This is a genomic window from Skermanella stibiiresistens SB22 (assembly GCF_000576635.1).
In the GTDB taxonomy this organism is placed as follows: Bacteria; Pseudomonadota; Alphaproteobacteria; order Azospirillales; family Azospirillaceae; genus Skermanella; species Skermanella stibiiresistens.
On record NZ_AVFL01000001.1, the window covers coordinates 224,531 to 247,964 of the forward strand.

At 60.0% G+C, this 23,434-nt stretch carries 16 protein-coding genes; 12 read left to right on the forward strand and 4 right to left on the reverse strand.

All coding sequences use genetic code 11. The features are described 5' to 3' along the window. Positions 1-273 precede the first annotated feature (273 nt). Complete coding sequence (locus N825_RS36045; RefSeq protein ID WP_084164128.1) at positions 274-2,436, reverse strand: glycosyltransferase family 4 protein; 2,163 nt, start codon at positions 2,434-2,436, stop codon at positions 274-276. Between the two features lie 392 nt (positions 2,437-2,828). On the opposite strand from N825_RS36045, the gene N825_RS37500 reads away from it, so the two are divergent. From N825_RS37500 to N825_RS01100, 8 genes are read left to right on the forward strand one after another with little or no spacing between them, the layout of a single operon-like run. Beyond that, the gene (locus tag N825_RS37500; RefSeq protein ID WP_063833579.1) at positions 2,829-4,589 is read left to right on the forward strand and encodes a glycosyltransferase; all 1,761 of its coding nucleotides are present in this window, start codon (positions 2,829-2,831) and stop codon (positions 4,587-4,589) included. Further along, positions 4,589-5,575, forward strand: coding sequence for a lysylphosphatidylglycerol synthase transmembrane domain-containing protein (locus tag N825_RS01070; RefSeq protein WP_037445981.1), 987 nt, complete (start codon positions 4,589-4,591; stop codon positions 5,573-5,575). Before N825_RS37500 ends, N825_RS01070 begins: the two co-directional genes overlap by 1 nt. Positions 5,576-5,630: 55 nt before the next feature. Further along, positions 5,631-6,587, forward strand: a complete 957-nt coding sequence (locus N825_RS01075; protein WP_037445982.1) for an NAD-dependent epimerase/dehydratase family protein — start codon at positions 5,631-5,633, stop codon at positions 6,585-6,587. Further along, the gene (locus N825_RS01080) at positions 6,584-7,876 is read left to right on the forward strand and encodes a UDP-glucose dehydrogenase family protein (protein WP_051511358.1); all 1,293 of its coding nucleotides are present in this window, start codon (positions 6,584-6,586) and stop codon (positions 7,874-7,876) included. Before N825_RS01075 ends, N825_RS01080 begins: the two co-directional genes overlap by 4 nt. A gap of 14 nt (positions 7,877-7,890) precedes the next feature. After that, on the forward strand, positions 7,891-8,775 hold the full coding sequence (locus N825_RS01085) for an SDR family NAD(P)-dependent oxidoreductase (RefSeq protein ID WP_037445983.1): 885 nt from the start codon (positions 7,891-7,893) through the stop codon (positions 8,773-8,775). Beyond that, positions 8,775-9,788: a Gfo/Idh/MocA family protein gene (locus tag N825_RS01090; protein WP_198038136.1), complete on the forward strand. Its 1,014-nt coding sequence runs from the start codon at positions 8,775-8,777 to the stop codon at positions 9,786-9,788. The genes N825_RS01085 and N825_RS01090 overlap by 1 nt, the downstream gene beginning before the upstream one ends. Further along, entirely contained in the window at positions 9,785-10,765 is a 981-nt protein-coding gene (locus tag N825_RS01095) for a GHMP family kinase ATP-binding protein (RefSeq protein ID WP_037445984.1), read from the forward strand. The genes N825_RS01090 and N825_RS01095 overlap by 4 nt, the downstream gene beginning before the upstream one ends. Positions 10,766-10,791: 26 nt before the next feature. Then, complete coding sequence (locus N825_RS01100) at positions 10,792-11,496, forward strand: nucleotidyltransferase family protein (RefSeq protein ID WP_037445985.1); 705 nt, start codon at positions 10,792-10,794, stop codon at positions 11,494-11,496. 6 nt (positions 11,497-11,502) lie between these two features. On the opposite strand, the gene N825_RS36050 is transcribed toward N825_RS01100, so the two are convergent. The 3 genes from N825_RS36050 to N825_RS01115 all read right to left on the reverse strand — a co-directional run bounded on the left by N825_RS36050 (position 11,503) and on the right by N825_RS01115 (position 18,512). Continuing rightward, positions 11,503-14,037 (reverse strand): TylF/MycF/NovP-related O-methyltransferase, encoded by a 2,535-nt coding sequence (locus tag N825_RS36050; protein ID WP_198038137.1) that lies wholly within the window; start codon positions 14,035-14,037, stop codon positions 11,503-11,505. Between the two features lie 355 nt (positions 14,038-14,392). Beyond that, positions 14,393-16,150: a hypothetical protein gene (locus N825_RS01110; protein WP_037445986.1), complete on the reverse strand. Its 1,758-nt coding sequence runs from the start codon at positions 16,148-16,150 to the stop codon at positions 14,393-14,395. Between the two features lie 106 nt (positions 16,151-16,256). Beyond that, positions 16,257-18,512: a hypothetical protein gene (locus tag N825_RS01115; protein WP_157618924.1), complete on the reverse strand. Its 2,256-nt coding sequence runs from the start codon at positions 18,510-18,512 to the stop codon at positions 16,257-16,259. Positions 18,513-19,046: 534 nt separating this feature from the next. Between N825_RS01115 and N825_RS01120 the strand changes: the two genes are divergently transcribed. Genes N825_RS01120 through N825_RS01135 form a run of 4 tightly spaced genes read left to right on the forward strand, consistent with a single transcriptional unit; the run spans position 19,047 to position 23,434 of the window. Continuing rightward, positions 19,047-19,922 carry a methyltransferase domain-containing protein gene (locus N825_RS01120; RefSeq protein ID WP_084164133.1) on the forward strand — a complete coding sequence of 292 codons (876 nt, stop codon included), beginning with the start codon at positions 19,047-19,049 and terminating at the stop codon, positions 19,920-19,922. A gap of 58 nt (positions 19,923-19,980) precedes the next feature. Further along, positions 19,981-21,087 carry a glycosyltransferase family 4 protein gene (locus N825_RS01125; RefSeq protein ID WP_037445989.1) on the forward strand — a complete coding sequence of 369 codons (1,107 nt, stop codon included), beginning with the start codon at positions 19,981-19,983 and terminating at the stop codon, positions 21,085-21,087. Further along, positions 21,084-22,124 carry a glycosyltransferase family 4 protein gene (locus N825_RS01130; RefSeq protein ID WP_037445990.1) on the forward strand — a complete coding sequence of 347 codons (1,041 nt, stop codon included), beginning with the start codon at positions 21,084-21,086 and terminating at the stop codon, positions 22,122-22,124. The genes N825_RS01125 and N825_RS01130 overlap by 4 nt, the downstream gene beginning before the upstream one ends. Further along, on the forward strand, positions 22,121-23,434 hold the full coding sequence (locus N825_RS01135) for a glycosyltransferase family 4 protein (RefSeq protein ID WP_157618925.1): 1,314 nt from the start codon (positions 22,121-22,123) through the stop codon (positions 23,432-23,434). Before N825_RS01130 ends, N825_RS01135 begins: the two co-directional genes overlap by 4 nt.

Below are 23,434 nucleotides of genomic sequence, written 5' to 3' on the forward strand. Positions count from 1 at the left end.
AAGCATGAGTGATCCGTTAACTTTGCTGTCGCCGCTCACACGGTGGGAACCGTATTTGGGGAGAGGCGCCTCGCGATGGTGGCTCGACCGCGAGGGAACCGGTCTTGGCGCCTGATATCTTGAAACGCCGTGGCAACCAATCACAACCTGGCAAGCGTGGTGCCAACCTGTCGAGGGGCGCACTCATTCCCGGTCGGCAGGCGGGAAGGCCGGGACCATCGCTGATGCCCGGCCTCCATCAAGGACGGAATCTCGGATCGAGGCGGGATCTCGTTATTGCGATCCCAGCAGGAGACTCTCCATGAACTCCAGGCGCTGCATGACATTGTCCGGATCCACGATCCCGATGGCCCGGATTCCCAACCCCAATCTCCGATTGTCAGGCTCGGGGAGCAGGTGATCCCGGTCGATATGAAGGGATAGCTTGATCCCAGGGGAGGCCGAGCCGGCTTGTACGGCGGCGCAGTCGATCGAGACGAAGAAGGCACCCGACCGCTTCGGGTGAGCCTGACGCACCGCGCCACACGCGCTGACGATCCGAAGTCTGGGGGAGTCGATTTCGTCCGGAACCACCATCTCCAAATAGACGCGGATGCGCGGTGGGATGGGTTTCGTGGCATCCAACGAGAGCGAGATCGTCGAGAAGCGACCGTTCATCCACCGGCCCCAGGGCTCGGGCTTGTGCCATCCCTTGGAGCATACGAGGTGCCGGCCGGGATGGTTGAAGGTCAAGTCCTCCATGCTGGCTGGGATATCGTGGCGGCGTAGGCGGGCGAGATCACCCAGCTTGACGAAGCCGGCGGGGGCGGGACGCTGGTCGGAACCCGTTTCACGGAGAAATCCGTCCAGCTCGTCGAGAAAGGTCGTCGCGACATCTTGCCAGCTTCTCGGGCGAAATCGCTTCCGAAGATTGGCTTCGGCTTTGTCGCGCATCGCGTCATCGAAAATGTAGCGCTCGATCGTCTGGAGGCCGTCGCTGACATTGTCCGGATCGATGGATATCGCGAACTCCTTGCCGACCTCCGGAATGGATGTCGTTTGCGAGGCGATGCAAATCTTCCCGTATACCAGGCTCTCACCGACGGGCAGACCCCAGCCTTCGCAGAAGCTGGGGAAGACGGTGAACAGGCAGTTCTGGTAGAGGGATTGAAGGTCGGAGTCGCTGATATCGTGGAGCACCCGTATGTGGTTGCCGAGATAATCGGTGCCTTCGAGCTGCGCGAAGAAATCATCGACCCTCCAGCCCCGGCGCCCAACCAGGATCAGCTTGGGGACACGATCCCTGCCGTGCTTTCTCAGGAGTTCCCGCCAGATCCTCAGCAGGTAGATGTGGTTCTTGCGGATCTCGATGGTGCACACGCAAAGGACGAACGGCCCCTCCACCGACTCCGCGAGGGAACCGCGCCTCGACATGACGCCAGCGCCCACTCCGCCACCGCGCATCTCGTGGGCGAGCAGAACCGGCTTGATGGTCCTGGGCTTCTGCCCGAGTTCGCGGTAGAAGCGGGTGACGTCGTCCGCCGTATATTGCGAGATGGTGAAGACCAGATCCACGATCTGGGACAGCATCGCGAAGGAACTGACAAACATCCGCACCAATTGCCGGTCACAATACTCGGGATTGTAGAGCGGTATCAGATCATAGATATAGACGCCAATCCTGACACCGGATTCACGCAAGCTGTTGATGAGGTGGATGGCGTCGGGAAAGTTCCAGAACGCGCCCAGCAGGAACAACATGTCTCCGCTGGCGATGTCGGCATCACGCAGCCGCGACGTGTCCGCCAAGCTCGATGTGTAGCCGGCCCATTCCGACAGCGGAATCGAAGAGTTCGCGTCCAGCCTGTTGAGGAGCGTCTCGATGCTCACGAACGGGATTTCGTAATAGGCGGTGCTCGACTCGGTGGTGATGCAGAAACGGATACGGAAGCGGCCGCTGGCCACGATCAGGCGGACCAGTTCACACTGGACCCGTTGGATGCCGGATACGGTTTTATGGTGCCGGAGGTAGTGGATGAGATCGGTGATTTCAAGCCAGACGGTGGGTTTTCCCGCAGGATCCATTTTCCCGCGGGGAGAACCCGCTGGCAGCGATGCCTGGAAGAGGTTGTGGCCGATTTCATCCCCGCCCTCGATCACGAACCTGAGGGTGCTGGTGTCGATATCCAGGGGCAGGGGTATATCGAACCCATGTTTTCCTTCCCCTTTACCCGCAACCTTCAAATCCTCACGAAACAAGTTGGCGGTTCCCCAGGTGATCAGGGTATCGCCCGAGTAGATATTCACGACTAGCGGATCGGAATTGCCAGTCTGCCAAGCCCAACCGAGCACATTTCGGTTTGAAACGCCATCAATGCATCCCTCGTAACGGCTGGCCGATTTGTCGGTCGCCGCCGCAGCCAATATTCGATTTTTGATCGCCTTGAATGCGCTCATCTCATTCAACCTTTAAATTAAATCCAAAAGATTAATCACTAAGTTGTATGGCTTTAGAACTAGGCAATCTTGATGTCAAGCGAAACCCATCGAACCGGATCCGCGACTCGATCCGGGCGAAATGAGGGCGACTTGTCCCAGGCGGATCCTCCTGGGCAAAGTTGATGGGGTGCCAAAGAGCCGCGGATCCAGGGGATTTCGGGATCGGTGCCGCCGCTCGACCAGGATCGCCGCGGGAAACCACAAGGAGAGCCGGTAAAAATTATTCCTATTGACCCCTTGATTTTCTTTCGCTACCTACCCTAAAGCTTTAATCCAAATTTACTAAATCTAAAGACGTATGCGTATAAGAACGTTCGTGCTTCTTGCCTAATTAATTCGGAGACTCTTGGATGAACGCCCTGTCGCAGCTTCCGGTGCTGTCCTTGGATGCCTGCCCAATATGTAATAGCAAGAAGCTTGATTATCAATTCACCCACGAGGGCAGCGCGATCGTCGGATGCACGGACTGCGGTTTCGTGATGCGGAATCCACAGCCCACGGATCTGGAACTGGAGGCGATCTATTCTTCAAGCTACTTTCTTGGTGCCGACAGAGAAAGTAATTTTGAGGAAAAGGGCTTTCAAATCGAGGTCGACCGCCTGAAGAGGAAGACCGCCGCCCTATATCTTGACGAGGTGGAAAGCTATCTCGGACTCGACGCCCAGCAGCGCGGGAACATGTCCCTGCTCGAGATCGGGTGTGGTCTCGGAAACTTCCTGATCGAGGCCCAGTCCCGAGGCTATCAAATCACCGGGGTCGAGGTGTCGGAGAGCGCGGTGGCAACCGCCAACGACAAACTCGGTTCACCGGCCGTCCATCAGGGCTTCATCGAAACCGTCGATCTCCCGGCGGAAAGCTTCGATATCTGCATCATGGCCGACGTGATCGAACATACGCGTGATCCCGGCGCATTCCTGTCGCATGTCCGCCGCCTGCTGAAACCCGGCGGCGTGATCTTCGTCGCGGTGCCGAGCCTGGACAGCTGGTCAGCCAAGGCGATGAAGGAGCGGTGGGTCGAGTTCAAGCTTGAGCATCTGTTTTACTTCGATCGGCGGAGCATCGAATCCCTGCTGTTCAAATCCGGTTTCGAAAGCATCGCGCTCTCCGGTGGCCGCAAGATCCTCAGCCCGGAATACATCATCCAGCACTTCGAGCGATTTCCGGTTCCCGTGATCACGCCGGCGGGCCGTTTCCTGCGCCGCCTGCTGCCCAAGTCGTTATGCTCGACCCATATCGGCATCGTCGCCAGTGGCGTGAACGTGATGGCCCGGCGCGGCGATACGGTTCCACCGGTACGGCGGCGCCAGAAATTGTCGGTGGTGATGCCAGTCTTCAACGAGCGCGGCACCTTCACCACCGTGATGGAGCGGCTTCTCGCGAAGACGATCGAGGGGCTCGACATGGAGGTCGTGGTCGTCGAAAGCAACTCGACCGATGGAACCCGCGAGCAGGTCCAGTCCTTCGCCTCGCACCCGAAGGTGAAGGTCGTCTTCGAGGAAAAGCCGCGGGGCAAGGGGCACGCGGTCCGCACCGGCCTGCGTCACGCGACCGGTGACTTCATCCTGATCCAGGACGCCGACCTGGAATACGATATCGATGACTATGATATGCTGCTGGAGCCGCTGCGCAGTTATCGCTCCGCCTTCGTGCTTGGCATTCGCCACGGCAAGGGCGGACATGTCTGGAAGATCCGGCAGTTCAGCGATCAGGTGGCGCTGGGCAACGTGATGAACCTGGGCCACCTGTTCTTCACCACCCTGTTCAACGTCGTCTATGGCCAGAAGCTGCGCGACCCCTTCACCATGTACAAGGTGTTCCGCCGCGAATGCATCAGCGGCATCGAGTTCGAGTGCAACCGCTTCGACTTCGATTGGGAACTGATGGCCAAGCTGGTGCGCAGCGGCTACACGCCCCTGGAAATCCCGGTCAACTATCACTCCCGGTCCTTCACCGAGGGCAAGAAGGTCACGTTCTTCCGCGATCCCCTCACTTGGTTCCGGGCGTGCTTCAAGTATCGTTTCGTATCCCTGAAAAAGGGCTGGGCACCCGCCTCATCGGCCACGCGCTCCTCGGTCGCCAGCGCTAGCGCCAGCGCGACCAAGGGGGCGTGATGCGGCGCTTGTTGGCCAACAAGTGGTTCGCCCTGGTCAATAGTCTGGCGATCTTCGGCCTGCTGTTCTGGTGGATGGCATCCCATCTGGATTTCGGCGCCATGGTCGCGGTTTGGGGCAGGCTCGATCCCGTGTGGTTCTCGACCGTGATCGGCGTCATGGGGCTGGTGGTGCTGGCGGCGACACTCCGGCTCCAGGGTCTGGTCGAGCATGTCGGCGGGCGTCCGGTCGACTTCGTCGCCTTGGCGCGGATCAGTTTCGTCAGCCTGTTCATCGCCCATGGCGCGCCGATCTCCGCGCTCAGCGACGTCGCGCGGGTCGCCATGGTCAAGCTGCGCTTCGACTTGCCGGTCGGTGACGCGATCCGGGTGGTCATCTACGACCGCATCGTCGGGGCGCTTGGCATCGTGTTCAGCGGGCTGGTGGTGTCCATGGCGTTGCCGGTCGTCGACATCGACAGCGATCTGCTCACCTATCAGACGCTGCTCTGGGCCGGAGGCATCTGCGCTTTCCTGCTGCTGGTCTGGGCCGGCCGGGCGAAGCTCCAGGTACCATGGCGGCCGGTCGCGGCGGTGCTGGACGGCATCGCCGGGCTGGGCAACCTGCTCGGTCACGCCGGCTTCCTGGTACCCCAGGCGGCCATCGCCTTGATGTTCACGGGTTGCATCGGCCTTGTCCTCTGGCTGATCGCCGTCAGCATGAACGTGCCGGCCGATCCAATCGTCCTGTTCGTGTTCACCCCGCTGATCGTCTTCGTGAACAACATCCCGTTCCTCTACCTGGGCTGGGGTGGTCGCGAAGTCGTGGTCGTCGCGACCTTGGGCGCGATCGGCGGGATGCCCACCCCCGAAGCCCTGGCGATCTCGATCACCTATGGTTTCGTCGTGATGCTCAGCGCGTTACCCGGAGCGGTCTTGTGGCTGTTGCGGCCGACTTTCCGGAAATTGACGGCCGTGACGGCCGCGGGCATCGGCCAAACCCCCTGACGAAAATCATGGCATCGCCATGCCTTTTTCAGAACCAAGCGAGAATGGTGAAGATATGCACGCCTTCGTGACCGGCGGCGCCGGGTTTATCGGTAGCAACCTGTGCGACCGCCTTTTGGCGGCCGGCCATCGGGTGACCTGCTACGACAACTTTTCGACCGGATTCCGGCAATTCATCGACGGTTCGCTGGCCCATCCCTCGTTCACCCTGGTGGAGGGCGACCTTCTGGACATGTCGAGGCTGACCGAGGCGATGGCCGGAGCCGATATCGTCTTCCACCTCGCGGCCAACGCCGATGTCCGATTCGGGACCGAACATCCCCGGCGGGACCTGGAGCAGAACACGATCGCCACCTTCAACGTGCTGGAGGCGATGCGGGCCAATGGCGTGAAGCGGATCGGCTTCTCCTCGACCGGCTCGATCTATGGCGAGCACAAGGTATTCCCGACCTCCGAGGACGCCTCCTTCCCGATCCAGACGTCGCTGTACGGCGCCTCCAAGCTGGCGGGCGAAGGCATGATCGCCGCCTACTGCGAGGGCTTCGGCTTCCAGGCCTGGATTTTCCGGTTCGTCTCGGTGCTGGGAGAGCGCTACACCCACGGTCACGTCTTCGACTTCTACAAGAAGTTGCTGGCCGATCCGACGACGCTGCCGGTGCTCGGCAATGGCCGGCAGCGCAAGTCCTACATGTATGTCCAGGATTGCGTCGACGCCATGCTGCTGGCTGTCGACAAGGCGGCCGACAAGGTCAACGTCCTCAACCTGGGCCAGGACGGCTATGTCGAGGTCAACGACTCGATCGGCTGGATCACCGCCCATCTAGGCCTGGAACCCCGGCTCGTCTACGCAGGCGGTGAGCGCGGCTGGATCGGCGATAGCCCCTTCATCTTCCTCGATACGACACGCATCCGCGACCTGGGATGGCGACCCAAGCTGACGATTCGCGACGGCATCGTCCGGACGCTGCAATGGCTCCGGGAAAACCAGTGGGTACTGGAGAGCCGGCAATGAGGATCTGTGTATTCGGCCTCTGGCACCTGGGTTCCGTCACCGCCGCCTGTCTTGCCCAAGCGGGCTTCGACACCGTCGGCCTCGACCTTGATCCGGCCACGGTCGCGGGTTTGTCGGCGGGTCGCCCTCCGTTGTTCGAGCCCGGATTGGAAGCTCTGGTCTCGGCGGGACTGGGCGCCGGCACATTGTCCTTCACCACCGACGCCGCCGCGGCCGTCAGTGACGCCGACTTTATCTGGGTCACCCACGACACTCCCGTGGATGACGAGGATCGCGCCGACGTGGACTATGTCCGGACGCGTGTCGCCGGACTGTTCCCGCACCTGAAGGATGGTGCGGTCGTGCTGATCTCGTCCCAGATGCCGGTCGGTTCGACACGAGGCTTGAAGACCACCTTCGAGCAAGCGGCCGGCGGCCGTCGGGTCGCGTTCGCCTACTCACCGGAGAATCTCCGGCTGGGCAAGGCGATCGAGGTGTTCACCCAACCCGAGCGCATCATCCTTGGCGTCGATCCCGATCACGCCCGGACCGTCATCGAGCCGGTGGCCGCCAGGTTCTGCGACAACCTGATCTGGCTGTCGGTCGAATCGGCGGAAATGGTCAAGCATGCCATCAACGCCTTCCTCGCGACCTGCGTGACCTTCATCAACGAGGTCGCGACGGTCTGCGAAAGGGTCGGCGCGGACGCCTTCGAAGTCGAAGCCGGCATGCGCAGCGAGCCGCGCATCGGGCCGAAAGCCTATGTCCGGCCGGGCGGCGCGTTCGCCGGCGGCACATTGGCGCGGGACGTCACCTTTCTCAACGAACTCGCCAGCGAACATGGACTGATCCTGCCGCTGCTCGGCGGTGTGCTGCCAAGCAACCAGCAGCACCGGAACTGGGCGCTCCGCCGGATCACCGACCACTTCGGCGATCTGACCGGCCGAACGGTGGCGTTGCTCGGGCTGACCTACAAGCCCGGCACCGACACGCTGCGCCGCTCGGCCGCCGTCGAGTTATGCCGCGGCTTGGCCGAACGGGGTGCCAAGGTCCGCGCGTTCGATCCCGCCGTCCATGACTTGCCGCCCGACCTTCATCCAGTCGTCGCCCTGGCCGCCTCGGCCGACGACGTGGTCGAAGGGGCCGACGCCCTGGTGATCGCGACGGAATGGCCGGAGTTCAAATCGCTCGGCGTGGCCAGTGTCGTCGCCCGCATGCGCGAGGCCGTCATCCTGGATCAGAACGGTTTCCTGCCGCGCGACTTCGCGACCGACGTCCGGATTCACTACGCCACCATTGGAAAACCCTGATGCCGGAAATTTCAATGCCGCACACATCAAAACCGCTGACGGACCGTTGCGCGATCATCACGGGCGCCGGGCAGGGCCTGGGCGCCGTCATCGCCAGACAGTATGTCGCGGCCGGGGCCTCCGTGCTGCTCTGCGCCCGCGGCGGGGACTCGCTCCGCGCCGTCCAGGAACAGCTGTCTTCCGACTTGGCTCCGGGGCAGCGGGTGTTGATCCAGACCGCCGACGTCGCCGTGCCCGATCAGGTTGACGCGCTCGTCGCGCGAGCCGGGGCGGAATTTCCGCGGATCGACATCCTGGTCAACAACGCCGGCGTCTATGGTCCGCTCGGTGCGATCGAGGAGATCGATTGGGAAGAGTGGGTGACCGCCATCCAGATCAACCTGATGGGGACCGTCTACCCCTGCCGCGCGGTGGTTCCCCACATGAGGGTTGCTGGCTATGGCAAGATCGTCAACCTGTCGGGCGGCGGCGCCACGAGCCCGCTGCCGCGGGTCAGCGCCTACGCCGCGTCCAAGGCCGCCGTGGTCCGCTTCACCGAAACACTGGCCCTCGAAGTCGCGGACGCGCGCATCGACGTCAACTCCATCGCTCCCGGCGCGCTCGCGACCCGGCTGATGGATCAGGTGGTCGATGCCGGGCCGGATCGGGTGGGCGCCTCGTTCCATGCGCGGATGGTGAGGATCCGCGACGAGGGCGGAGCACCTTTGGAAAAGGGCGCCGATCTCTGCGTCTACCTCGGATCGGCCGCCAGCGACGGCATCAGCGGCCGTCTGCTCGCGGCCGTATGGGACCCTTGGGCGACGCTGCACGAGCGGGCCGAGGACTTGGCGAAGAGCGACATTTATACGCTCCGCCGCATCACCCCCGAGGATCGTGGCCAGAATTGGGACGGGCAGTGATGTTCGACAACACCGAAGGGGATGGCCGGATGCGTATCGGGATCATCGGCTGCGGCTTCATCGGCCAAAAGCGCGCCAAGGCCGCGCGGGATGCCGGGCATCCGGTCACCCTGGCCGCCGATCTGGACTTGGCGCGCGCCGAAGCGTTGGTCCGCTCCGGTGATGACACCCGCGCGACCACCCGCTGGCGGGATCTCGTCGAGTCCGACAAAGTCGATCTGGTGGTGGTCGCCACCACGCATGACATGCTGGCGCCGATCACCCTGGCGCTCGCCGAGGCAAGCAAGCATGTGCTGGTCGAGAAACCGGCCGGCCGGACAGCGGCCGAGCTGGAGCCCATCATCGCCGCCAGCGGGCGCACTGGCGCGGTGATCAAGGTCGGCTTCAACCACCGGTTCCATCCGGCCTTCCTGAAAGCGCGCGAGATCGTGGACAGCGGCGTGATGGGACCGCTGATGTTCATCCGCGGCCGGTACGGCCATGGCGGCCGGGTCGGCTATGAGAAGGAGTGGCGCTTCGTCCCGGAGATCTCCGGCGGCGGTGAGCTGATCGACCAAGGGTCCCATCTGATCGACCTGTCGCGCTGGTTCCTGGGTGACTTCACGGAAGTCTTCGGCGTCACGCCGAACTTCTTTTGGGACGCGCCGGTCGAGGATAACTGCTTTCTCACCCTGCAAACGGCCGAACGGCAGGTCGCTTGGCTTCACGCCACCTGGACCGAGTGGAAGAACCTGTTCTCATTCGAGATCTACGGCCGTACCGGCAAACTCCACATCGAAGGTCTGGGCGGCAGCTATGGCACCGAAAAGCTGACCTTCCACCAGATGCTGCCGGAGATGGGGCCACCGGAAACGACTTCCTGGGAATTTCCCTTCGCGGACCGGTCCTGGAACCTGGAGTTCGAAGAGTTCCTGGCCGCGCTGGCCGAAGGCCGCCGTCCGATCGGCGACATCCATGACGCTTACGCCAACCTCGACATCGTCGGGAAGGTCTATCAAGGGACCAAGCCATGATCATCACCCGGAGTCCCCTGCGCATCACGCTGGGAGGCGGTGGTACCGACCTGCCGTCCTATTACCAGGACCATGAGGGCTTCCTCATCGCGGCGGCGATCGATCGCTACGTCTACATCACGGTCCACCAGACCTTCGTCGAGGACCTGATCGTCAAATACGCCAAGGTCGAGCGCGTCGCCTCCCCCGACGAGCTACAGCACCCGATCGTGCGCGAAGCCCTGAAGCTGGTCGGCATGGACGGCCGCTACCTGGAACTGGCGAGCATGGCCGACATTCCGGCCGGCACGGGACTCGGCTCATCGGGCAGTTTCACCACCGCCCTGCTGAAGGGCCTGCACTGCCACCGCAAGAACCTGGTGCATCCGATGGAACTGGCCGAACAAGCCTGCCACATCGAGATCGACCGGCTGGGCGAGCCGATCGGAAAGCAGGACCAGTACATCGCCGCCTATGGCGGAGTGACCTGCTTCAAGTTCAACAAGGACGGCAAGGTCGACGCGTGGCCGCTGGCGGTGAGCGGCGAAATCCTATCCAACCTCGAAGACAATCTTATGTTGTTCTTCACCGGATTCTCGCGCAAAGCGTCGTCGATCCTGGAAGAGCAGGACAAGAAGACCAAGACCGAGGACAAGTCGATGGTCGACAACCTGCATTTCGTCAAGGAACTCGGCTTCCGTAGCAAGGAGGCGCTCGAGGCGGGCCGGCTGGACGAATTCGGCAGGCTCATGCATGAGCATTGGGAGCACAAGAAAAAACGCTCCGGCAGCATGTCCAATCCGCATATCGACGAGTGGTACCAGTTGGCCATGAACAACGGTGCCGTCGGCGGCAAGCTGATCGGCGCGGGCGGCGGCGGCTTTCTGATGTTCTACACCGAGGAGAAGGTGCGCTTGCGCCACGCGATGCTCGGGGCTGGACTGTCCGAGGTCCGTTTCCGCTTCGACTTCGAAGGCAGCAAGGTCGTCATCCAATGACGCCCGGCGCTTCGACGGGGTGCGCGATGCCTCCGGTGGCATTGCTGGCTGGCGGACTCGCGACCCGCTTGCGGCCGATCACGCATACGGTTCCGAAGGCGATGGTCGAAGTCGCCGGCGAGCCCTTCATAGCCCATCAGCTTCGCTTGCTTCGGCGTGAGGGCGTCTCGCGGGTCGTGATCTGTACCGGCTTCCTGTCGGAGCGGATCGTCGACTTCGTCGGCGATGGCGCCGCCTTCGGTCTCGCCGTCTCATACTCGGTGGACTGGCCGGAACTGCTGGGGACTGGGGGCGCGCTGCGAAAGGCGCTCCCGCTGCTGGGCGAGCGGTTCCTCGTCATGTACGGCGACAGCTACCTGGACATTCCATTCGCGCCGGTCGCCGCCGCCCTCGACGCATCCGGCATGCCGGCGCTGATGACGGTCTATCGGAACGAAAGCCGATGGGACACCAGCAACGTGGTCTTCTCCGATGGGCGGATCGCGCTGTACAGCAAGAAGGCCCGTGTTCCCGAGATGGCCCATATCGATTATGGACTGGGGGTGATGGACGCGGCGGTGCTGATGGACCACGCCGAGGGAGAGGCCTTCGATCTGGCGGATGTCTACGGCGCGCTCTGCGACCAGGGCCTGCTCGCGGGGTACGAGGTTCAGCAGCGCTTCTACGAGATCGGCTCCCACGAAGGGCTGAAGGAGACGGAGGACTTCCTGCGCGCGGCGGCGGCGGTATGACAGGTTTCAGGGCTTGATGGCGAGCGCCGCGCCGGAATACGGATCGATCGACAGCAGCAGCCGCAGCTTGTTGTCGGCCATGTATTCGTCGAACGCCAGGCGCGCGCCGTTCCACCAGCCATAGTCGTCGCAGATCAGCACGCCGCCGGAAACCAGACGCGGGTAGAAATGCTCAAGCTCATGTTTGGTCGATTGATGGAAATCGGTGTCGAGGCGCAAAACGGCGATATCGCCGAGGTCCGGTACTTTGGTGGGGATGGTTTCCTCGACGGCGCCCTTGATGAGGACGAAGTTGTGGAACGGGTATGAGGTTTCCCGCAGGGTCGCGACGGCCTCGTCGCGGGTGGCGAATGCCCAATCGGTGAAACCCTCCTGGCGGCGGGCCCGATAGATCGGCGCCGCCTGCTTCTCCGGCGCCCCCACCATCCAATCGCGCTCGTCAGGTTCCGTCATGCCGGCGAAGGTGTCGAACAGCAGCACCCGTCGATCCGTGACGCCGGCGAGTGCCAAGGCTTCCGCCATGACGGCGGCGCAACCACCACGCCACACGCCGCATTCCACGATATCGCCCGGGATGCCGGCCTCCGCCACGTGGCGCGCCGCCCGATAGGCCGAATAGAGCACGCTCCACGGGACCATGGTCCGATCGCGGAACCTGGACCAGAGATCCGCGAATTCGGACTCGACGAAGTGTGGCAGCCTTCCCTGGGCCGCCGAAGCGGCATTGGGGTCCACCAGACATTTGACTTGGCATTTGCCGGCCGGATGGCGCTCACCCAGCCAGGCAACCCCTTCCTGCACCATGTCGATCTCCAGGCGGAACATGCTGGATTGTGTCGGGGCGACAATGGTCATGGGAATGCTCGCCCTCCCGCCCCGGCGCAGATCGAAGGGCAGCCGCGTGCGCGGCGCGTCGAACAGGTGGATCGTCCCGTCGGCGTTGAGCCAGTGATAGGAGAGCATGACGGGGTGGACAAAATCGCTCGACAACGTCCGCGGACTCTGGTTGACGAGTTCCACGGCAATCTCGAAGGATTGTCCGGGGGCCACGGCGATCATCAGGTCCGTCGTGGTCAGGCGGAAATCCGGCTGGTCGATGATGATGTCGGCGGGATGCCCGTTGGGGACCGCCGCGATCTCGCCGCCGGTCGAGCAGAGCACCATGCCGCGATCGGACTCCAGCATGCCGGCGACGCTCAAGCCGTACCTGTTCATGTGGCGGAACAGGTTGACGCCATCCCGCATCGCGTCGTGGAAGAGAACCCGCTTGGTCGAGACGTGGCTGAGGATCTGATCCAGAACACCCGCGCGGTTGAGGGTGCCGACCGGGGAATCCACGAAGACGAGGTCGACCTCGCGGGAGAAGCCGCCGATGGCCCGCTCCAGCGCCTCACCGTCGAACAGGCGCTCGCTCGTGTCGAATCCGATCCGCATGGCGCGGCATCCAGCCTCTTGGGCGCGCCAGAGCCACGGTCCCTCGGTGGCGTCGATCGACAGGGCATCGACCCCCAGACGCTTGAACAGGATCGAGGTTTCGCCCGCGCCGATCTCGATGACGGTGCGGATACCATGGCGCTGGACGATATCCTCGATGAAGGCGTATTCCGGTCCTGTCAAATAGGCGCCACCACACTGGAGGCCGTTCCAGCGGACCTTGCTGGTGGGAACGGAGTAGGCGAGCGACAGCATCGCCGTGCGGTCCAGCAGATAGGAACCGCGACCCTCGTAGGGTTTGGCGAGGCCGGTGCGGGTCAATTCCCGCAGTTCGGCGATGAGATGTCGGGCCAGGACGCTGGTGTGGGGATCGGGCAGCGGCTCGTCGAAATGGGGAGCGAGGCCGGCCAGCAGCATGACGAGGGGGGACTCGACCGACGAGCGGGCCGGCTCGGTCGCGGCCTGGGCGATGGCGCTGCCGATCGCGGGATCGATCGCGAACAGGAAATCGTCAGGTTCCGCGACTCCGGCGAAATGAGCTATCTTCAGCCACTTCGCCGGATTGGCGCGGTTCACCAGTCGCTTGCCCCGGCGTTCGACCACTGGAGTGAAGTCGTTGTCACGCAGGCCCTGCCAGTTGTAGATTTCGGCATCCAGCTCGAACAGGGGCTCATCCCGCAACAGCAGCCGCGCCACCAGGAAGTGGTTGTCGTAGAGAACCCCTGGTTCGATGTGGGCTTGCCAGCATTCCTCATCCAGGCTCGCCTGATGGATGTCGGCGAACAAGGCGGCCTTGCCGGCCGGCACCGCGATGACCCCCGAGTTGAAGTAGGAGGTCCGTTCCAGCGCCGGGTTGCCACGCCACGGGAACCGCTTGTTCTGGATCCCTTGGCATCCCGAAAGATCGTCGGGGCAGACCGCGATCCTATCGACTCCAGCCAGTTCGGAAATGTCATCCAGCACGACGATGTCCGCGTCCAGATACAGGAACGCCCCCCGCGCCGCCGCCCGGGCGTAAGCCTCGAACTTGGCGCGTTTGACGCCCAGGGTCTTGATGGCGTCCAAGGCTTCGACGCTGACTTGGTCGAGCTTCGCCAAGTCAGCCATGGCGTCGACGTCGTCACAGAAGATGGTCACACCGCGGGATTTGTTTGTTTTGGCAAGTGAAAGACAAAGTCTCTGGACATGCCGAAAATATGAACTTGTTGCGATTGTGATTATCTTCATTGTGTCGCCTGCGATAATCATAGAGAAGTTGAGAATTCGACAATCCGGAGTAAATGAAATTACCGCAAAATTTACGGAGCAGGACGTATGTTTCTATATGGATTGTGATTATCAATAACTGCTATCGCTTGCGTATCTCGTTTTGTTGAGTTTCCCATTTGCAAAAACGGGATAGGGAAAGATCAGGTTGATATTGTCCGTCAATCCAAACATCGATCCTGAAGCTCACCCGGCATCACTGATTCGCTTGCGGTAGCGCCGCAACTTGGTGTTTGTCGGAAAGCCCTTGGAAACGCAGGAACTTAATGTCGATGAAACCAGGATCGCCAGCCAGATAGAACCACGCGCACCCCTCTTGAACCAGCGACAAGCGCAGGATCGCATCCGGGGAACCTTCGGTGAATTCGACATTGATCTTCAGGGTCCGGGTTTCACCTGGCTCCAGCGCGGTTTGCAGCACGCTGCGCAGGCCGTCCCTGACCACGGTGCTGCCGTCCTTCGATAGCCAGTGATAAGACAGCCTGACCGAACCAAGGCCTTGGGAGACTGGAAGCGCGTGCGTGCTCCGGTTCGTGACATCGAGAATCAGCGTCATGACACGGGGATTGCCGGCGATACGGCGAAAGATGTCCTGACCATGGAAGCTTTCGATGCCGATCAACTTGAGGCTGGATTGGTAATCCGCTGGTGATGGCAGGCATGCCGCTTGGGCGGGAACCGTTTGGGCGGCCGAATAGATGGAATTTTCAGCCAGCGTCGACGGCCCGTGTAGTATGCGGTCCCTGAGAAAGATGTTCATAGATAGGGCGATCGAGGCGATCAGGAACATGCTCATGAAGGCCGGCATCTTGTTCTGGGTCAGCAGAAAAAGAAGCGGGATCAGGACAAGGAATATCGATGCGGGTTTCATATAACCGCTGTAATGCTTCATCACGACTTCATCGAAGCATAGGTACAGGAGCGTGGCCGGGATGAACGCGATGACCACGGCGAACAAGGGACTCGCCGCTCCTCCAGTCCTTCGGGCGATCATGCGTATCGCGGTCACCGCATAGGCGAAGAGGATGCCCAGGAAGAAAACGATGCCAGCCGCTTCGCGGTACGACGTGCCATACATTGGATGTTCGCCGCTGAGGGCCGTCCGCAGCATGAACCAAGCCTGCTCCAACGGCGGGGCCAGCACGGTCCCCGCGGCTTTGTGCGGAGCGATGCCGAAGCGGTTCGTGACATAGGCTTGCCAGAAGATGAAGACCGCGCCGGGCAGGGCGAGGAACAGGAACTTCTCCCAGTTGGCCTTCAACCAAACGCGCCAGCCGGTCACCGTTCCCGTCGACATGACGAAGTGGACGAACAGAACGAAGGCCACCGAGACATAGATCTCGCGGGACAGGGCGGCCATGCTGATAGCCAAGCCATAAAGCAGCCATCGGCCGCTGAGAAACGCGACGATCGCCATGATCATGTACGCATCGGCGGCCGCGTCCGGCAGTCCGTTCAACAAGGTGACCTGGACGCCGGCGGAGAGGCTCCACAGCAGGGCTGGCCAGACCGGCAGACGGCGGCCGACAAGGAAAGCGGCGAGCACATATGTCGCGGTCACCACCAGCAGGAGGTTCGCGAGATAGTAGGTGAAGGGCGACACCCAGTCCTGGATAGTCAGGATCGACAAGGCATAGGCCGTCAGCGAGAGACCGACCCGCTGGTAACGATAAGGTGGCGTATCGATATGCAGGGAAGCGTCGGTTGTGGCGAGAAGATCATTCGACATATAATAATAGAACTGGCCATCCCATCCGACTTCGCCGTCCCGATGGTAAAGCGGGACAATGCCTCGGGCCGCCAGTTCCGCGGGAACTCCCCATGCTTGGGCTGGCATCACGTGCCATTCCATTCGACCCCTCGCCTCGCCGCCCAGAAAGAGCGCCATCATCGTGACGGAGACGGCGAATGCCAGGAATGCCACGACGGCTGGGCGGAGGAGGAGGAAGGGCATGGTATCCTGGAAAGATGATGGAAGTGACCACGAGACCGCGGTGGGACCAATGGACTGGCGGATGCATATATCAAATGGCTTAACCAAACCTTTCTTATGGCGCCAATCAGGGGTTACCGCTCGACCGATGGAAGGATGAGGGTTTCTCGGAGCGGGTTGCCGTTTTTCCTGCCTCGACTCTGTAGACGAACAGATCAGCCGATCGTGTGGCGATCTCCAATGGTAGTTTACGTCGTGTCACAAATAGGTCGGCCGATTCCCCTGCTGATATCGCTGGTGGGTCGAGGCGCCTTATCTCTATCGCCGCGGCCGCCCAAACGGCTCCAAACGCTGGGGCAAGATCAATCGAAATCATTTCTGAATGGGCTTGGACTTCGGCCTTCAATCCTCCCGAATTTATGTTCCAAGGCGCCACGCCGCCAAATTTCGCGCCATCCACAAAAGTTTGGAATTTCACGGGACCTTGCGCGCATTCGGTGGTCGTCCCAGGCTGGACGGTGATCATGTAGCTGCCTGGGATTACGGGAAACGAGAAGTGCGCCGTTGTGGAGCCTGTAGCCACAAAGGGCATGGTATCCTCCGTCAGACAGCGGCCAAGCTCATCCGATCCTGGGGCTTTCAGGCCGTTGATGTTCGCGGTCTCGACCTCAACGGCATCTCCACCACCACCACCCAGCAGGCTGACAACGGTGTCGGTCGCCGAACTCCCCGATCGCCTGCCGAATTCTATCTTGGTCAACGGCATGGCGGCGGCGGGATCAATGAAGATGGGTTCAGGCGCGCCCAGCCAGAATCGACTGTGGAACGAAAGATTGGAACCCTTCAGATCGTTGTCGAACCGAGTGATCAGGCCTTGATCACGAGCTCCAACCACAAACCGGAAAATGTCGTTGTGCGACCACTGGGATGACGAGAGCAATCCGATCAACCTGTGTGAGTGGTAATTCTGGAACAGAGCCAAACCCATTAGAACCGCCAAAGCGACCGGCTGGACCTGACGCCTGGCCAATCCGAAGACAAGCATGAGGAAGAAAAGCAACGCGGCCACGATCACGCGCTGAGCTTCGGTCGCTGACGCGTCCATAACCCACAACCAACCGACACCGTTGATGAACCAGTTCAGGAACGACAATTCGGCATTGTTGACCAAACTCAAAGCCACCAATGCCCTCAGTGGGGTGTAGGCGTAGAGCAGGCCCGTCAACCCAAGCACCCCACCGACGATCACCCACGAGGGGGCGATCTCCCGTCCGCCGGGCCAAGTCAACATTCGAAATCCCAGGATAATGATGAACGGGGTGAAGGAGGCGAAATATCGGCCATTCGGAAAATGCGCCAGATCGTAGCTCAGCATATGGACGGTCGAAATGATCAGGATTCCCCCTGTGGCTATAGCCAGAAAGGCGCTGATCAAATTGACGCCGCGAGAGAAACCGCGGCTGCGGAAAAGCGCACCGAGTAGCATATACAGAAGCAAACCGTAGGTGCCGAAGATCAATCCGGAAATCTGATAGAAGCCAGTATTGACCAAGGCTTTGGCGCCGCCATCCCACCCGAGGGTCATTATTGTCTGGAGATATGTATCGAAATGTGACCTGTAGCCCAGGGGGTTCGCTTGATGTGCGATGATGTTGCGGATCAGCAGCGGCCCTATCGTAAGCGCCATGCCGAGGATGAGGAGGGCCAATCCTCGGACATAGGCGGGCCGCTTATGATGGACTGTCGCGATGGCGATCATCGTTGTCACGATGGCGCTAGCATTGAAGAACAATCCATATTGTTTTGCCAGGAACAGCAGGCCGAGTGACAAACCCGCGAGTGCCGCCGATGCCGCGGAAGTGGTCTGAAAGAACTTCAGGGTAAACAACATGCACATGGCAGTGAGGAGATAGAACAGCGGATCTGCCCACACCAGATGCGCATAAGCCGAAGCAGGCAAGATTACGGTCAGCGCTGACATCGCAAGACTGTTAAGTTCGCTAAAATCTAACGCCCGACAGAATAGATAAACCGGGATGCAAATACTTGAAAAAACCACCGCGTTTATTACTCTGATTAGCTCATAGGCATCAGCGGTATTGCCTAGAGAGAATAATGGGGCTATCAGAGCCGGGTATAAAGGATTATATTGATCGTCTGGGAAGAAGGAAAATTTTTCATATATATTTCTTGAAATCTCAAAATAACTAGCTTCATCACCGAAAATGAATGGGCCATTAATTGGTGCACCGCTCCAAAATATATGGAGAAATGATACTCCAAAAATCAGTGCAATTGCGAAGATTATTTTAAAATATGAGCGCGGCATTCTAAGATTAATGAGAGGCATTGGCAAGTAACTCCCGAGGCTGTCGGCCCCCATGTCATAAATCCGTTCGAAGTCAGGCGATCTACCTATCAAGTTACCTAAATCACGCACGTTTAGACCATTAAGCATATATCTTTAGCACTGGATATGAGAGTGTGCAACTGTCAAAGATATGCAATGAAATATTGTGGTGAGATGCCTGCGATCCCGAGCCAACCGGAGTCGGCGAAAGGCCCGGAAACCGCTGTATTGAAATCCATACCGTGACGCGACCCCGATCAGGTCGTTAGGCATCAGCTTGGAACCCCAGTTGGGAAGCGACAGGCATGGAAAAAAAATCTTCATAAAATTTTTACTAACTTTGCCCATGTTCGATCTGTCGGTAAATCTTTCGATCTATGCCACCACGATGACGTTTGGTTACGACGCTCATAGCGTTCGCTTCCGAGCAGGTGCGGAGCCTGAAGTTAAGAGTGCGGAGCCAAGTCAACACCGAAATCGACCTCTATCAAATTAGGTAAACCTAGGCTATATGGTCTAGGTCCATCTGGGTGGTTGCCCGCGGATGAACTGGACAGGCGAAGGACCATGGTTGGACCATTTGGAACGAAGAATCATTTCGGAGCCAGTGCCCGTGAGAAGATCGAGACTGTATATCTAGCGACCTTGGGGCGACTGCCTGAACCGGAAGCGATTCGCCAAGCCGAGATGAAGGTCGCTCTTGGTCAGAGGTGGATCGAGGACTTGCTCAGGTCTCTGATGTTGTCACAGGAATTTCTCCAGCGTTCCGTGACGCGGGCAGCCAAGGACCATTTGTACTATATACATCAGGCGCGTTGTAAGCTCATTCGAACTCACCTGCCTCCCGCCGCGGAGATCGGGGACCTGGGTGGCGCCAACGCTCCCATCTATCATATGGGATATCCGCATAAGTTCGATCGGCTCGTCATGGTCGATCTGCCGGATGAGCAGCGTCATACCGCGTATGGGCAAATCAAGGTGCAAGCCTATTCCGGGCCGGGTGAGGTGGTTGTCCATTATGGCAGCATGGTGAACCTGACCACGATCCCCGACGGAAGTCTTGATTTGGTATGGTCCGGCCAGAGCATCGAGCATGTCAGTGAAGCCGACGGACAGCGCATGTGCGCCGAGGTGAACAGGGTCCTCAAACCAGGCGGAATGTTCTGCCTCGATACACCGAATGGCCGGATCACCAATATTCATGCCGCGACAGCCGGGTTGAAGTTCATCCATCCGGAACACTTCATCGAGTATGATCCGGATCATCTGGCGTCCCTGCTAACCACCTCCGGTTTCGAGATCGTGCATCGGTATGGGGTGTGCCATATGCCCACGACGGCGAGAACCGGCATTTTTTCTTATGAGGACTTCGTGCTGGGGAGTCCAATAGTATCTTGGGTCGAGGAGTCGTATATTCAATATTACGCTTGTCGAAAAATATAGGCGTTGAAGATTTACATATTCAGCTGATTTGTCATCCAATCCGTTGTCGGGTAACGCTATGAAAATTGGAATTTGTCACCGTAACATCATTGCCCGTGATGCGATTGGCCATGACATCCACGGTATGTTCGATGTTTTGACGGAATGTGGCTTTGAAGTTGTCCTGATTGGGGAACACTTCGATGACGTGACCCTCGCGAAGGGGCGCACGATGACTGTGGACGAAGCGATAAAATGGCACGACTTCGCGATATTGATCTATCATCACAGCATCATCTGGGAGAAAGGCGAGACTTTGCTTCGCCTATCTCCTTCCCGTTTGCTTATGAAGTACCATAATATAACGCCTGCGGATTTTTTCGCCGATTATTCCCCGAATTATTGGTCGATGTGCGCCACTGGACGTGAGCAGACGGCGCGGCTGGTCGCCTTGTTCGATCGCCCGCATCGCTTCATGGCGGACTCGATTTTCAACGCGACGGAACTGGTTGAAGCTGGCGCCAATCCCGAGCGGATCACCATCGTGCCACCCTTCACCCATGTCAACACCATGATGAGCGATCATGCGGCCAGACCCTTGCCGGCAGTTCCTTATACCGTGTTGTTCGTGGGGCGGATCGCGCCGAACAAGGGACATATGATACTGATCAACACCATTCATGCGTATCTGCTGACGATCGGGCCTGGCATCAAGCTGAGGATCGTCGGCGGCCAGGATGAGAACCTGCTCGGGTACCGGGAGCGAATTGTCAATCATGCCGCCGAGCTGGGCGTGCTGGACCATATCGAGTTCCTCGAACAGGTGAGCCCCGAAACCCTGCGCGGATTGTTCGCCGATTCCAGCCTTTTTCTCTGTACCAGCGAGCATGAGGGGTTCTGCGTACCCATCATAGAAGCCCAGGCGAGCGGGCTGCCGGTCGTTTCCGTGAATTCCACCGCGATTGGCGAGACCGCCGGTCTTGGGCAGATCCTGCTCGACCCACCTCGCTCCTTTCAGGATTATGCGTTCTTCGCACGCATGATTCATGACGTATGCACGAACGAGCGCCTCCGCCGGAACGTCATCGCCAAGGGACGGCGCAATGTCCTAAGCCGCTTCACCAAGCCGGTGACGGCCGACCTTTTCATAAACGCCCTCGCGCCCGTTTTCGAGGAACTGGCATGAAGGTCGCGATCGCCACGGTGCAGGTGCCGTTCATCAGGGGTGGCGCCGAAATTCTGGCCGAAAGTCTGCGGGGGGAGCTGGTGGCGCGGGGGATCGACGCGGAGATCGTCAGCATCCCCTTCAAATGGTATCCGCCGACACGCATCCTCGACCACATGCTGATGGCGCGCATGGTCGACCTTTCCGAGGTCAACGGCATGCCGATCGACCGTGTCGTGACCCTCAAGTTCCCAGCCTACCATGTCGAGCACCGGAGCAAGGTGGCTTGGGTGCTGCATCAGCATCGCCAAGCCTATGACCTGTTCGAAACGCCCTTCGGCGACCTCCATCATGATGCCGAGGGGCGTATGGTCGCCGGCGAGATCCAACGTTGGGACGAGCGACTCCTGCCGGCCCACGATGCCATATATACCATCGCCCGGAAGGTGACCGATCGGCTTCGCCATTACAACGGGATCGAGTCGGAGGTTCTCTATCACCCGCCGGCCAATGCGGAGCGGTTTCGGTGTGGGAGCTTCGAGCCCTATGTCCTCGCGCCGGGGCGGTTCGACCAGATCAAGCGCCAGCACCTCATCATCGACGCCTTCGAGCATCTGCCTCCCTCGGTCAAGCTTGTGCTGATCGGCTCGACCGACAGCGCCTATGGGCACCAGATGGTCGAAACCGCGAAGCGCATCGGCGGAGACCGGGTGGTCGTTCGTGGCGTCGTCACGGAGGCCGAGAAGATCGACCTGTTCGCCAACTGTCTCGCCGTCTACAACGGCGTGTACGACGAGGATTACGGTTATGTCACGCTGGAAGCGTTTCTGGCGGGCAAGGCGGTGATCACGCACCCGGACTCGGGTGGACCGCTGGAATTCGTCCAGCACGGCGAGAATGGCCTGATCATACCTCCCGACCCGCTGGCGATCGCCGACGCCATCCGTACCCTCGCCAGGGAGCCGAGGCGCGCGCGCGCGCTGGGAGCCGCTGGCCGGCACACCATCGATGCGTTGGCCATCAATTGGGATATCGTCATCGAAAGGCTGCTCGCGTGAAACTCGCCTATTTTTCTCCGCTGCTGCCCAAGCAAACGGGTATCGCCACTTATTCGCACCATTTGGTGCCGGCTTTGGCGAGGCAGGCTGGCGTCGATCTGTTCGATCCGCCGCCCAGCCAATCTCCCATTTTTCCCCAGCGGGTTTTCGACTATGTGGCTCGACCAGAACTTTTGCTAACCCTGCCAGGTTACGATAATGTGATTTATCATCTGGGAAACAATCCATATTATCATCTCAGTATTTACAAAGCGTTGATTCAAGTTTCTGGTACGGTCGTACTGCATGATGCCGTGCTTTATTACTTGATTGCTGGTTTGGATCGCGGCGGAATGCTGCGGGAATTCATGTACAATTATGGTGCGACACGAATGTCCGAGTTTTTCGCGATCGAGCGGGAGAGCGTGGATTTCAACGTGCTGCGTTATGATCAGCCGGAACGCTATCCGATGCTGCGGCGTGTGCTGGACTCGGCGAAGTCGGTGATCGTCCATAGCGAAACAACGGCCGCCATCGTTCGTGCCGCCGGCTTCCGAAACCACGTGACCGTGGCTCCGCTCCTCATGTATCCCGACATGGTCGAAGCAACCCTGCGAATCGATCCTTTGACGGTTCGAGCGGAGCTGGGCGTGAAGCCGGATGACATACTGATCGGTTCATTCGGTTTCATTGGTCCTCCAAAGCGCATGCCGATTGTGTTCGATGCCTTGAAGCGCCTCTCCAGGCGGAGCAATCGTTTCAAACTCCTCATTGTCGGTGAAGGCGGCGATGTTCATTCCGAGATCAACAGGTGGGGCGTAGGGGACAACGTCATACTGACCGGTTTTGTGGATGAGAACGGTTTCAATCGCCTGCTTAGATCAATCGACATACTGGTGAACCTGCGGTTCCCAAGCATGGGAGAGACATCCGCGACCCTGATCCAGGCGATGTCCTACGGCATACCTTCGATCGTCTCCAATCATGCCTGGTTCTCGGAACTTCCGGACAACGTCGTCCACAAGATCGGCGTGGGGATCGGCGAAGCCGAGGAGTTGGAGCAGGCCCTGCTCCGATTGGCCGATGATGAAGCCCATAGGTCCACGCTCGGCCAAGCCGCCCGCGAATATGCGATCAAGCATTGTATGCCCGACGTCGTCGCGGCCCGGTATATCGACGCCGCTGTCCAACGGCGCGCCGACGCCAACGCCACCTCGGCCGGCATGGCGCATCGAGGAGCGGAGATGCGGTTCGAAGGGCTGGACGACGGCGCCAGTACCTTCATGAAGACCTATTTCCAGAGACGCATCGCCGAAGCCACCCCCGTCTGA